General features: G+C 42.8%; 11 protein-coding genes, 1 tRNA gene and 1 riboswitch. Of the genes, 5 read left to right on the forward strand and 7 right to left on the reverse strand.

The window, feature by feature from the left end:
* Nucleotides 1-9: 9 nt before the first annotated feature.
* From AB5217_RS01000 to AB5217_RS01025, 6 genes are all read right to left on the reverse strand, one after another.
* Entirely contained in the window at nt 10-783 is a 774-nt protein-coding gene (locus AB5217_RS01000; protein ID WP_004295706.1) for a thiazole synthase, read from the reverse strand.
* A 44-nt stretch (nt 784-827) separates the two neighbouring features.
* Entirely contained in the window at nt 828-1,445 is a 618-nt protein-coding gene (locus AB5217_RS01005; RefSeq protein WP_004312310.1) for a thiamine phosphate synthase, read from the reverse strand.
* A 4-nt stretch (nt 1,446-1,449) separates the two neighbouring features.
* Nucleotides 1,450-1,650 carry a sulfur carrier protein ThiS gene (thiS, locus tag AB5217_RS01010; RefSeq protein WP_004303537.1) on the reverse strand — a complete coding sequence of 67 codons (201 nt, stop codon included), beginning with the start codon at nt 1,648-1,650 and terminating at the stop codon, nt 1,450-1,452.
* A gap of 60 nt (nt 1,651-1,710) precedes the next feature.
* A riboswitch (TPP riboswitch) is annotated at nt 1,711-1,804 on the reverse strand.
* 55 nt (nt 1,805-1,859) lie between these two features.
* Nucleotides 1,860-3,851 (reverse strand): sensor histidine kinase, encoded by a 1,992-nt coding sequence (locus AB5217_RS01015; RefSeq protein ID WP_032843586.1) that lies wholly within the window; start codon nt 3,849-3,851, stop codon nt 1,860-1,862.
* A 150-nt stretch (nt 3,852-4,001) separates the two neighbouring features.
* The gene (locus tag AB5217_RS01020) at nt 4,002-4,619 is read right to left on the reverse strand and encodes a superoxide dismutase (protein ID WP_004295710.1); all 618 of its coding nucleotides are present in this window, start codon (nt 4,617-4,619) and stop codon (nt 4,002-4,004) included.
* A gap of 75 nt (nt 4,620-4,694) precedes the next feature.
* Entirely contained in the window at nt 4,695-6,434 is a 1,740-nt protein-coding gene (locus AB5217_RS01025; RefSeq protein WP_032843583.1) for a hypothetical protein, read from the reverse strand.
* A 146-nt stretch (nt 6,435-6,580) separates the two neighbouring features.
* Here AB5217_RS01025 and AB5217_RS01030 point away from each other — a divergent pair, with 146 nt between their 5' ends.
* The 3 genes from AB5217_RS01030 to AB5217_RS01040 all read left to right on the forward strand — a co-directional run bounded on the left by AB5217_RS01030 (nt 6,581) and on the right by AB5217_RS01040 (nt 11,309).
* A complete protein-coding gene (locus AB5217_RS01030) occupies nt 6,581-8,959 on the forward strand; it encodes an ATP-dependent helicase (protein WP_032843580.1) in 2,379 nt (792 codons plus the stop codon).
* Nucleotides 8,960-8,984: 25 nt separating this feature from the next.
* Nucleotides 8,985-9,674, forward strand: coding sequence for a hypothetical protein (locus AB5217_RS01035; protein ID WP_004295713.1), 690 nt, complete (start codon nt 8,985-8,987; stop codon nt 9,672-9,674).
* Between the two features lie 279 nt (nt 9,675-9,953).
* A complete protein-coding gene (locus AB5217_RS01040) occupies nt 9,954-11,309 on the forward strand; it encodes an energy transducer TonB (RefSeq protein ID WP_004318082.1) in 1,356 nt (451 codons plus the stop codon).
* A 145-nt stretch (nt 11,310-11,454) separates the two neighbouring features.
* Here the strand turns inward: AB5217_RS01040 and AB5217_RS01045 are convergent, their stop codons facing one another.
* The gene (locus AB5217_RS01045) at nt 11,455-12,012 is read right to left on the reverse strand and encodes an NAD(P)H-dependent oxidoreductase (RefSeq protein ID WP_004295716.1); all 558 of its coding nucleotides are present in this window, start codon (nt 12,010-12,012) and stop codon (nt 11,455-11,457) included.
* Between the two features lie 175 nt (nt 12,013-12,187).
* Here AB5217_RS01045 and nspC point away from each other — a divergent pair, with 175 nt between their 5' ends.
* Nucleotides 12,188-13,327 (forward strand): carboxynorspermidine decarboxylase, encoded by a 1,140-nt coding sequence (gene nspC / locus AB5217_RS01050; protein WP_004295718.1) that lies wholly within the window; start codon nt 12,188-12,190, stop codon nt 13,325-13,327.
* Nucleotides 13,328-13,445: 118 nt separating this feature from the next.
* A tRNA-Gly gene (locus tag AB5217_RS01055) sits at nt 13,446-13,518 on the forward strand.
* Nucleotides 13,519-13,626 lie beyond the last annotated feature (108 nt).

A 13,626-nucleotide genomic window follows, 5' to 3' on the forward strand; every position in this document is an offset into this window, starting at 1 on the left:
TATTCGTTTTTAATCAAGAAAAGCCGTTAGAGGTGAACTTGCTTCTGCCACGAAGTCGACGGCTTGTAATCCTAATCCTGCTTCGTAAGCCTGTCTTCCGGCTTCTGTAGCCGCTTTGAATGCTTTTGCCATTTCTACCGGATTTCCGGCAACGGCTATTGCGGTATTAACTAATACAGCGGAAGCTCCCAGTTCCATTGCTTCGGCAGCATGACTGGGTGCACCGATACCCGCATCTACGACTACCGGGATACCTGCCTGTTCGATAATGATTTGCAGGAATTCTTTGGTCTGCAATCCTTTATTGGTACCGATTGGTGCACCGAGCGGCATAACGGTAGCTGCGCCCGCTTCTTCCAGACGTTTGCAGAGTACAGGGTCAGCCTGACAATAAGGCAACACGATAAAACCCAGTTTTACCAGTTCTTCCGTGGCTTTCAGTGTCTCGATAGAGTCAGGGAGCAGATAGCGTGGGTCCGGGTGAATTTCCAGTTTCAGCCAGTTTGTTCCAAAGGCTTCACGAGCCAACTGTGCTGCAAAAACAGCCTCTTCTGCATTACGTACACCGGAAGTATTGGGCAATAGCTGAATATTCGGATGAATAATATGTTTCAGCATGTCATCCTCTTTGTTGTCCATGTCGATTCGTTTCATGGCAACAGTAACCATTTCCGTGCCTGAAGCCAGAATAGCTTGTTCCATTACTTCATTGGAATTGAATTTTCCTGTTCCCAGGAAAAGACGGGAGTTAAATTCGCGTCCCGCAATTACTAACTTTTCCATTCTATATATATTATAAATTAAATTACTGATTGTACATCATTGCTTTACGCATGATTCAGGATTCTACGTGTTTCTTCTATCGGATTATCCGCTCCGAGAATGGTTCCCGACAGGGCTATCCCGTTTACTCCTGTGTGAAGTATGGCAGGAATATCCTCATAAGTGATTCCTCCAATCGCTACTACGGGGATTTCGATATTCGCCTCTTTCATCTGTGAAAGGATGGAGGAATAGCCTTCCAATCCCAGTACAGGGCTTAAATTCTTTTTGGTGGTAGTAAACCGGAAAGGACCGATGCCAAGATAATCGGCACCGGCACGATAGTGCTGTACAACATCTTCGAATGTATTTGCAGTGCCGCCGATAATGAAAGCCTCTCCAAGAATTTGGCGGGCCTGGTCGATAGGCATATCCTTTTTGCCCAGATGCACACCGTCCACTTCCAGCTTTCGCGCCAGTTCAACGTGATCGTCCAGAACCAGGATTGCTTCGTGCTCTTTACAAAGCGGTTTCAGTTGCAGGGCTACTGCCTCCACTTCTTCGAGAGGAGCCTCTTTCATGCGTAGTTGGATCCATTTGCACCCGCCTTCGAGTGCCATACGTGCCGATTCGAGGTACGAGTACCGTTCGGTCTGATGCGTGATAAATTGTAGACTGACCATTCCTTTATCCTCCGCAAGCAGCTTTGATAATCACCAGGTTATCGTTCTCATGCAATATGAAACCCTCCCATTCGGTACGGGGAATCATTTTGTTGTTTACGGCGATAGCAATGCCTTGAACCGGAAGTTCGAGCTGTGCTGTCAGTTGTGTAAGGGTAGAGTCGGGAGTAATTTCCACCTCTTTGTTGTTCACTTGTACTTTCATTGTCCTATCAGAATAAATAAGTTGAAAGTAAATACAAAGAGCGTGCTTGAATGGAAAGGCGATAAGAAGAAACACAATCCCTACGTCAGTACTAACTGCCTCAGGTTCCTAGGGTATAATCTCAGCCCCTCATGGGGCACCCCTTTGTCTTTACGGGGGCAAAGTAAGTGAAAAAGAAACAGAAAAACACTAAATCATTCGATTTTTTTTCATTTTTCTGTTGATTCCTGTTTTTTGATAGGATGAGAAAAGATAAACCGGGCACCATTTTTGTAATTCTTGTCAATCCAGATATCACCTCCCATATATTGGATGGTCAGTTTGCAGATAGCCAGTCCCAATCCTGTACCCTGTACGAACTCATTCAGCTTTTCGAAACGTTGGAATACCAGCTCCTGTTTATCTTCGGGGATTCCGGTGCCGGTATCAGTTACCGAGAACAGCATACATTGCTTTTTTTCGTCCACTTCATAATCCAGCGTAATACTTCCTCCGGCAGGAGTGAATTTCAAGGCATTGTTCAGCAGATTGATAATAATCTGCTGCAGGCGCAAGGGATCTGTGTAGAGCATGTAAGGCTCTTTAGGCATTTGCAGTTTAATGTCTACATCCATTGTCTTGTTCCGGTTGGTCAGAGTAATCATATTCTGGCAATGGTTCACCAGCTCACACCATTCATAGTTGAATTGCAGTTTTCCTGATTCCAGGCGTGATATATCCAGTACATCACTAATCAGTTGGAGCAACAGATTGGAGTTGGTCTGGACAATATCTGCGTATTCTTTCAGTTCGTTATTCTGCTCTACCGAACCGATAATCAGACTGGAGAAACCGACAATAGCATTTAGCGGAGTCCGTATCTCGTGGCTCATATTCGAAACAAAGGCACTTTTCAGTTGGTTAGCTTCTTCGGCGCGCTCTTTAGCATCACGCAATTCGACTTCAGACTCTTCCAACTTCTTTTTATCTTCCCGTAGTTGTTTCGTAGTTCTTTCAAGGTGATTCTTCAGGATTTTAGTCCGGTAATAGTAATACAGCGAAATCATTAGACTTCCTACTAATACGAGAAATATAATCAGGATGAATTGTACTTCTGTCTTATAGGCCACAAAGAATGGGATGGGCTGATTGATTACCATTGAGTTAACAGGTAACTTCTTGTTTTCAAATCCCCATTCCTTTAGTTTCTTCGCATCAAATTTATATCTGTTGGGTAAGATATTGATACTGCTGATATCAGTTTCCTTCTGGTCTAAAAAGCGGTAGGCATATTCTCCCATGCTTTGTCCCACTCCTTCATATTGCGGGACATATCCTCCGATAGCCCAGTAACCTATTGCAGTGGAAGTCATGCTGAACATAGGCAGGAGAGGATTGGCTTTGGAAAAAGCATAAACGGAGTTATTCATGTAAGTAATACCCCGGTTATCGATTCTCCAGATGCCAAGCAACATGACTGTGTTTCTGGGAAGATTGCGCAATTGACTGGCAGCCATATCGAGTGTATGGATGCGGCCATCGACGTAGGTGATAGACAACTGTGGGAAATGTTGCAGGTTTTTCTTGAACCATGCCAGTTCGGCAAGTCCGTTGTATGTGTTATCCGATACAAATACAAGGTGTTCTGTTTCCGGATAGAAATCCTGTATCATTTCAATATCTTTTTTAATGTCATATTCGTATGTGCTACAATATCTTACGTTGTATTCCTTCATGCGTTCCATTAAGTTAATGCTTTCGGGATTATAGCTTCGGATGTCGGTTGAATCCTCCGGAATACGTATTCCGTTGCGTGATGCCATTGCACAGAAAACAGGAAGCTGCTTGTACTTTTCATCTTCGAGATGGAGGAAACTGCTCCATGCTTCACCACCCAGGAGAATAACTAATTTGGCTTTCGGATGTTTGTCCAGAATATCGGTCAATGTTTTTTTCCATTGATGCGCCTGCGTTAAGTCTGTTGCATTCATATTTTCTACCATGGTCGAATATCTTCCTCCCAATTGGGTGTAGGTCTCTATAAATGTGCTGATGTTATCGTAGGTATATTTAGTGTCAGAATTATAAGAGGTGATAAACAGGATTTCTTCCTCAGATTCTTCTGTGGTGGCAGCATTGCCAACATTGCTAAAAAAGGGGAGGAAAAGGAGTACGGCAATGGAGACAATAAATCGTATTTTTTTTCTTTTATACAGTACCATAATTGTTTGTTATGTTGTTTTATGAGTTGCAAAAATACAACTAATGCATCTGATATACAATAAAAGTCTGTTCTTTTTAATCTGTAAAAAAGGTCGCTGTGAAAAACACAACGACCTTTTCCATAAGTATAGTTTAGCTTGTAAATTTGATTACATTCTTTTTTCAACCACATCCCAGTCGATGATATCCCACAGGGCGTTTACGTGGTCGGCACGGCGGTTCTGGTAATCCAGATAATAGGAGTGTTCCCAAACGTCAAATCCAAGAAGTGGTTTCAAACCGGCACGTACCGGATTGCTGCCGTTCCCCTCTTTAGTGATTTTCAGTTTACCGTCTTTATCTACGGATAGCCAAGCCCATCCTGAACCAAACAATCCGACTGCTGCTGCATTGAATTCTTTCTTGAAGTTTTCAAAACTGCCAAAGTCACGTTTGATGGCTTCTCCCAGTTTACCGGCCGGCTCCTTCTTTGAAGGTTTCGGGGCAAATTGCAGGAAGTACAGGTTGTGGTTCAATACTTGTCCGGCGTTATTGAATATAGCTCCATCCGGTGCGGCTGCAACGATTTCTTCTACCGTTTTACCTTCATATTCTGTTCCGGGCACGAGGCTATTCAGATTATTTACATACGTTTGTAGATGTTTTCCGTAATGGAAATCTATTGTTTGCTGACTGATTACAGGTTCCAACGCATTGTTAGCGTAAGGAAGTTTAGGCATTTCGTAAGTCATGGTCATCATAATTAAAGACATTAATATAGTATTCATAATGTTACAAGTTTTAATTGGCTTGTTATACTATAATAACAGAAGCCCTTTGCAAAATGTTCACAGCATCTTACTTTATTTGTAAATGTACTGTATGCGTTCCACTTCTTTTGGATGCTCACGGTCGGTCCGGCAGATCCATTGGCCCGTATTATCATATTCATAATAAGAATTGCTATCGATCTGGTTTCCGTATTTATCGTACAGGCAGGTCAGGCATCCCGATGTTTTCTGGTTATTGCCTAAAATCCGTTGGTAAACGATTTGTGTCAGATAACCGTATTTATCGTATTCATAAGCATCTTTTTGTGAAATAATCTGATCCGAAGAATTTGCAAAAAGCAGGTTTTGATGTTGGGATGAAATCAATCTGCCTTTATCATCATATTTGTTTGCGGTGTACGCCTGAAGTTCTCCATTCTTATTATACTCTTTGGTTTCGGTCAATAACCCCTGTTTATTATAGGAACTTATGATGACTCTTCCATCTGTATACTTGAGCGAATCACTCTCGATACTTCCGTCCGTACCGATACGGCGTGTCCGTCGGTAGAGATCCGTTTTGGTTTTCGGATTCGTTTGCACTTCAAAGATGCAGTGACCTTGCGGATCGTATAATCTGTTCGTTTGTATTTCATTGCTTGGCTGACCGTTCTTTACGGTAAGCGACAATGTAGAAATGAGCTGCCCCTTATCATCATACGAATAAGTGGTCGAGGTATTTCCCGTACTGTCATTTTCCGCAGACTTAATCAATCGTCCTCCATTATAGTATTTCACAGAAGTAGGAGTGGATATGATTGTTTGCAGAATAAACGGTGTCCGTAGTGCATTGGCCTGGTCACGAAATTCCTTATACCTGTGTGTGCAAAGAAAATCCTGCAGCATACTCAAAGATTCGGAATTGACAATGGCAGCTTTTAAAAGCTCAAAATCAGCTTTTTCACTAAGATATTCAAGGTCGTCCAGATGAGTACGTGCTGTAGAAGTCAGGTAAGGTGATTGCTTATACTCGTCAATAATCTGCCGGATGTCTGTTGCGTTTCCTTTCTCCCGGAGGCTGTCGATCCCTTGAAACAGAAAATCATCGTATAACGCGCGGACTTCCGGAAGGAATGGACGCGTATCTTTATCCGTGAAGAATTTCTGCATGTTGGCGTTATCAAAAAATGCCTTGAAATTCGCTGATGTCGGATTACTCTTTACAATCTGGTAAAGCCGTTTGTTTTCCGCAGTGTTGATTTGAGAGATAAATTTGCCGTTCGGATATTCCGTGATGTACGTTTGATAAATATTCAGCGTAGGTGTTTTCAGCATACCTTCCAGTAAAGCCATTTCACGGATGTCCCGTACCTTTTGCAAGATGGTAGAATCTCCCGGATAACCGCTTGACTGGATACTGTCCATCAACGTCTTGCTAAAAGGGATTTGATCTTTCGAAGCTTCCAGAATGGAGATAACAGCCAGTTCCGCTTTGTTTTGTACGTTGGAAAGTTGTATTTTCTCTTCTTCACAGATATTGGGAAAATAAGCTTTCGTTGCCCTTTCGTAGCATCCGAAATAGTTGGTGGCAGCCTGTTCGCTTTGCTCGTTCCACAATCCGTTGAGCACATCCAATAATGCCAGTTCCTCGGCATAATAGGTTTGTGTCTCGTCATCTATCTTATCACGGTTTTTCTGCCATTTGTCGGCGTCATTATCGTTCAGATACTTTAGCAGCTTTTCCAGGCGGCTCTGCTTTTGTGCCATTGCCTGTGGAATGCAGGCGACCAGAAACAAACTCAAAATAATCGATAAAAATATACTTCTTTTCATTGCTTTTTGGTGTTAGGTTAAAATAGTTAGTGATGAAAATTCATAAAAATACCTTCATTCTCGAATGAATATTATACTTTTGTATTGAGAACAAATTTGAATGCCAAGGGTTTGTTAAAAATCCACATTGTTTTTATAATGCTGTTATGAATACCAATTATATAGATGAATTGAACGAGAGTCAGTGTGCTGCAGTGACTTATAATGACGGTCCTTCGCTGGTGATAGCCGGTGCAGGTTCGGGGAAGACGCGCGTATTGACTTATAAAATCGCTTACTTGCTGGAACAGGAGAACGGCTACAATCCGTGGAATATCCTTGCACTGACCTTTACGAATAAGGCGGCGCGCGAGATGAAAGAGCGTATTGCCCGTCAGGTAGGTATGGAACGGGCACGTTATTTGTGGATGGGGACTTTCCATTCCATCTTCTCACGGATTCTTCGTGCCGAAGCAACATTTATCGGGTTCACTTCCCAGTTCACCATCTATGATACGGCTGATAGTAAGAGTCTGCTCCGTTCCATCATCAAAGAGATGGGATTGGACGAGAAAACTTATAAACCGGGAGTAGTGCAGGCACGCATCTCCAATGCCAAAAACCATTTGGTCACTCCTACGGGATACGCTGCCAATAAAGAGGCTTACGAAGGAGATATGGCTGCCAAGATGCCTGCTATCCGTGATATCTATACTCGTTATTGGGACAGATGTCGTCAGGCAGGTGCAATGGATTTCGATGATTTACTGGTGTACACCTATATTTTATTCCGTGACTTTCCGGAAGTGTTGGCACGCTACCGGGATCAGTTCCGTTATGTGCTGGTAGATGAGTATCAGGATACGAATTATGCGCAGCATAGCATTGTCCTGCAACTGACTAAAGAAAATCAACGGGTCTGTGTAGTGGGAGACGATGCGCAAAGTATCTATTCTTTCCGTGGGGCGGATATTGACAATATTCTCTATTTTACAAAAATCTATCCCAATACGAAAGTCTTTAAACTGGAGCAGAATTACCGTTCCACACAAACCATTGTTTGTGCTGCCAACAGCTTGATTGAGAAGAATGAACGCCAGATACGGAAAGCCGTGTTTTCGGAGAAAGAAAAGGGGGAACCTATCGGCGTATTTCAGGCGTATAGCGATGTGGAAGAGGGAGATATTGTAGCTAATAAGATTGCAGAGCTACGACGGGAGTATCGCTACGGATATGCTGATTTTGCCATCCTGTATCGTACGAATGCACAAAGCCGTATTTTTGAAGAGGCTCTTCGGAAACGGAGTATACCTTATAAGATTTACGGAGGACTTTCGTTCTACCAGCGAAAAGAGATAAAAGATGTGATTGCTTATTTCCGTTTGGTAGTGAATCCGAATGATGAAGAAGCATTCAAGCGAATCATTAATTATCCGGCTCGTGGTATTGGAGATACGACAGTCGGGAAGATTATATCGGCGGCTACCGATCATGGCGTAAGTCTTTGGGCGGCACTCTGCGAACCATTGAGTTACGGACTGGATATAAATAAAGGAACGCATGCAAAACTGCAAGGCTTTCGTGAATTGATAGAAGGTTTCATTGTCGATCAGGCAGATAAGAACGCTTATGAAATAGGAACGAATATCATCCGTCAGTCCGGCATTATCAACGATGTCTGTCAGGACACATCCCCCGAGAACCTAAGCCGTAAAGAAAATATAGAAGAGTTGGTGAATGGAATGAATGACTTCTGCGCTTTGCGGCAGGAGGAGGGTAACCCGAATGTGTCTCTTACCGATTTCCTTTCGGAGATTGCATTGCTTACCGATCAGGATTCCGACAAGGCGGATGATGGGGAAAAGATAACGTTGATGACAGTTCATTCGGCTAAAGGATTGGAGTTTAAGAATGTATTTGTGGTCGGTCTGGAAGAAAACCTGTTTCCCAGTGGGATGGTAGGAGATTCTCCCCGGGCACTGGAAGAAGAACGTCGTTTGTTCTATGTAGCTATTACTCGTGCGGAGGAACATTGTTATCTGTCTTTTGCCAAAACCCGTTTCCGTTATGGAAGGATGGAATTTGGAAGCCCCAGTCGTTTCTTGCGTGATATCGATGTTCATTACTTGCAATTGCCGCATGAGGCAGGAGTGAGTCGTGCTGTCGATGAAGGTGCGGGACGTTTCCGTAGAGAGATTGAAGGAGGATTCACCCGTTCTGCTTCTCCGTCGCGTGCTCCTTTCGGAAGTACATCTTCCGAACAGCGTGAACGTCCGAAAGCACAGATCATTGCTCCCAGCGTACCGAGGAATTTGAAGAAAGTTAGTACTGTTAGCCCAAGTAGCGGTGCACAGGCAACCTCTTCCACTTCGCCATCGGTAGCAGGAGTACAGGCCGGACAGATGATAGAGCACGAACGTTTCGGATTGGGTGAAGTGATTAAAGTAGAAGGAACGGGAGACAATGCGAAAGCAACTATTCATTTTAAAAATGCGGGAGACAAACAACTATTATTACGTTTCGCTCGTTTTAAAGTGGTAGAATAAATAATAACACTAAATAGAGAGACTCATGAAGAAACAACTAACAGTAATTTTGCTTTCCGCTTTGATTTTGAGTGGATGTGCGTCGGGGCGTATGGGAAATCCGGGAGCTATCATGGCAGGTGCTTCTATCGGAGGTAGTCTGGGAAGTTCGATAGGCGGACTTATCGGAGATAATAATCATGGCTGGAGGGGCGGTTACCGTGGTTCTGCTATTGGGAATATTGTGGGAACCATTGCCGGTGCGGCTATTGGAAACGCGTTGACGGCGCCGAGACAAGAGCAAATAGAGGAAGATGCGTATATTCCTGAAGTGAGGGAAGTCCGTGTGCAAAAATATAAGAAGCAGCCGGTGCAGCAGCCTATTTCTCAACTGAAGTTGCGCAAGATCCGTTTTATAGATGATAATCGTAGTCATGTGATTGATGCGGGAGAAAATAGCAAGATAATCTTTGAGATTATGAATGAAGGGAGAAATCCTGTTTATAATGTAGTTCCTGTGGTAGAAACGGTGGGGAAGGTGAAGCATCTCGGCATTTCTCCTTCTGTGATGGTGGAGGAAATTCTTCCGGGTGAAGGCATCCGTTATACCGCTTCCATTCACGCAGGTGAAAAATTGAAAGACGGTGAAGTGACATTCCGTGTCGCAGTGGCGGACGAGAATGGAGTGATTTGTGATTCGCAAGAATTTACCCTGCCTACACAGCGCGGAAACTAGAAATAACAGCCCGAATATCCGGTTTAAACATAGTGACGGTATATGCCTGGAATAGTGACGCTATCCTAAGCATATACCGTCACTATGTTGGTGGGATAGCGTCACTCTTTTCGGAGTATCTTTTTCTTTTCATAAGCAGTGCTGACTCACTTTTTCTGCAATAATATTATTTCTGTCATGATGTATAATTATTAGGGCATCTATTAGTATCATGAAATCGTAATATTATTATCTTTGTTGGTAAATGATAAAAACCTGAAAAACAGGAGGAAAAAGATAATGAATAAATTTTATTTTATCTTATTGTTGTGTTTGTTTTCATCCTGTAGGATAAACAAGACAAACCATGTAGAAACATGCAAAACTGAAAATGACAGTACAGAACAGTTCTATGACCAGTCGGAGGGTATGGAAATATTGGATACACTGGGTAAGGTTTATGGTAATGAACCTCATATAGCCGGGTTGTCTTTGGAAACTCCCAACTGCCCCGACTTTATTGAAGGTATCTATTTTGATAAAGCTACTCTTGTTTTTCAGGTCACAGGAGATACAGTCAAAGCACGGCAGATATTGGAAAAGGCTTCCGGAAGTAAGAATTTCAGGCTGGAACTTATGGGTGGTAGTAATTACTCGCAAACCCAGTTGCTCGCTATCCAGAAGGAGTTAAATAAGAAAATGGAAGAGTCGGGATATGAGAATATAAAAAGGAATGTAACGGGATATGGTGTAGGATTGCGACATATAGAAATCCGTCTGATTGTGAATACTCCCGAAAAACAAAAAGAATTCCGGGAGAAGATTATGGACTCGCCTGCTTTTCAATTTAGTGGTGTGACAGAGCCGATTATCAATCAAAAAGTGGGTGTGAACCATATAAACGGTATTTATATCCGTCCCGAATATCCGGTTTATTCTACAGCTGCAGAACAGGTAACATTCATTCTCAATAACTACAGCGGTGGAACAATAGAATGTGGAGAACGTTATTATGTTACTTTTGAAGATGAAAAGGGGATCTGGTGGGAATTGCCTATGAATACCGCTTTTGTTAGCATAGCTTATGTTATACAGGATAAGAGAGAACGGGAGATGAGGGCTTCGCTTTATCCGGATGTGCATCCGAATAAAGCCGGACGTTACCGTTATTTTTACGAGGTGACCATCAACAGGAAACCTGTCTTGATGATGGCTGAATTTAGATTGTCGGACAATGAGAAGGAATGGAAAGAGGCAAAAAGAACGCCTTTACCCGAAGGATTGTTGACAATGAAGCAGGACAACACTCATCAGACGGTTGGGGAACAGGTGGAAGAACTGGTTTATGATATGGTGGAGGTTATGCCGGAATTTCCAGGAGGTGTACGCGCTATGCTTGATTTCATTAAGAAGAATATTCAGTATCCGGAAATAGCTCGCAAAAATGGCATACAGGGGAGGGTGATTGTAGGAGTTGTGGTTGATAAGAATGGCTCTGTAACCAATCTGACTATCCTCAAAAGCATTGATCCTTATTTGGATAAAGAAGCTATCCGTGTTATCAGGCTTATGCCGAAGTGGAAACCGGGGACACAGATGGATAAACCGGTGAAGGTTAAATATGCTATTCCCGTAAGTTTTAAACTTGCCGATTAAAGATAACAAATTCCGGAGATAAAACTAGGTTGGAGAAGTTGCTTTCATACCGAAATAAGACTATACCTAAAACCATACCTAAAGCTATGCTTTAGCATCTGTAAAGCGTAGCTTTATCTAATCTAAAGCTACGCTTTTCATAGTCTTACCAATTATTTCCGGCGTTACTGCTATTGACCAGCATCTCTACCCGCTGTCTGTATGTATTTGCTCCTTCAGCGATATTCTTTCCCGCATCCGCTGTTCCCATTCCATAAACAACGATAGGAGTCTGCCACACCATACCTGAATGGATAGCACTGCCCTGATAAGGGCGTAAAAGTTCGTCCATAGTGAAACCATTCCTTCCTCCGCTGCGGTAAGCATCGAATTCAGATCCGGTAGTTGTTACCACTGTCAGCGGTTTACCGGCGACTGCCGGAGTCTTGGATAGGAAAGTAAAGACTTCATCCTGCCATTTCTTTAGTAATGACGGTGCAGACATCCAATAGAAAGGAAACTGATAGATCACAGCAGAGGCATCAGAGATGATTTTACTCCATTCGTCTACATTGAAAGCGATGTCAGGCGATAATTCGTAAAGGTTGAATACGGCTACTCCTTCAATGTCACCAACGGCATCAATTAATGCCTTGTTTGCTTGAGATCCTTTCATGTTTGGATGTGCCAGCAGGATCACTACTTTTCTTAAATCTTTATTCATATTCAATCAGGTATTTAGGATGATATAACTACTTATAGATTATAAAGGTGTAAAAATAAGAAAAAGTTCGCGAAAACCAATATCTTAATTAAAAATAAAACAATCCCTCTTTGCTTTTGAATTTGTATTTTTGCATCCACGTTCGTAAGGCGTTATTTTAGATAATAATTTATATATGATAGATTTTAATCAGTTCCCTTCTCCTTGTTACATCATGGAAGAAGAGCTTTTAAGAAAGAACCTGTGTTTGATAAAAAGCGTGGCCGACAGGGCGGGAGTGGAGATTATTCTTGCTTTCAAGTCATTTGCCATGTGGCGCTCTTTCCCCATATTCCGTGAATATATAGATCATTCTACGGCAAGTTCGGTGTATGAAGCCCGTTTGGCATTGGAAGAGTTCGGCAGCAAGGCGCATACATATTCTCCTGCTTATACGGAACAGGATTTCCCGGAAATCATGCGTTGCAGCAGTCATATCACATTCAACTCAATGCAGCAGTTTGAACGCTTCTATCCGATGGTGGTTGCAGAAGGAAGTGGCATCTCTTGTGGTATCCGCGTAAATCCTGAATATTCGGAAGTGGAAACCGAACTTTATAATCCATGTGCACCCGGCACACGTTTTGGGATAACAGCCGATTTGTTGCCCGAAGCATTACCGCAAGGTATTGAAGGCTTTCATTGTCATTGTCACTGTGAATCTTCTTCTTATGAGCTGGAACGTACATTGGAACATCTTGAAGCTAAATTTGCCCATTGGTTTCCACAGATTAAATGGTTGAATCTGGGTGGTGGACACCTGATGACTCGTAAGGATTATGATACCGAACATTTGATAAGACTGTTGCAAGGATTAAAAGCACGCTATCCTCATTTGCGCATTATCCTGGAGCCCGGTTCGGCCTTTACCTGGCAGACGGGAGTGCTGACTTCCGAAGTGGTGGATATTGTGGAAAGTCGTGGTATCAAGACGGCTATTTTGAATGTTAGTTTCACTTGCCACATGCCGGATTGTCTGGAGATGCCATATCAACCTGCCGTGCGTGGTGCAGAGATGGGAAATGAAGGAAAATATATTTATCGTCTCGGAGGAAATTCCTGTTTGAGCGGTGATTATATGGGACTGTGGAGCTTCGATCACGAGTTGCAAATCGGAGAGCGTATCGTGTTCGAAGATATGATTCATTATACGATGGTCAAGACAAATATGTTTAACGGAATTCATCATCCTGCCATTGCCATTTGGACAAAAGAGGGGAAAGCTGAAATATACAAGCAATTTTCTTATGAAGATTATCGTGACCGAATGAGTTGATAATCAAAATGATTGTTTTGCGGTAGGTGCAAAGTGAACAGATTTCTGTGAAAAAAGTAGGCAGAATGTTTGCATGTTTACGGAAAATCCCTACCTTTGCAACCGCAAACGAAAAAATGCGGAAATAGCTCAGTTGGTAGAGCATAACCTTGCCAAGGTTAGGGTCGCGAGTTCGAGTCTCGTTTTCCGCTCATGTTTCTTTGAAATGTTGGAACAATAATCTTTGCCCAGGTGGCGGAATTGGTAGACGCGCACGTTTCAGGTGCGTGTGTCGAGAGGCATGCAGGTTCGAGTCCTGT

This window comes from Bacteroides sp. MSSM.1001136sp1_RTP21357st2_D2_RTP21359_211015 (assembly GCF_040913205.1).
Classification (GTDB): Bacteria; Bacteroidota; Bacteroidia; order Bacteroidales; family Bacteroidaceae; genus Bacteroides; species Bacteroides ovatus.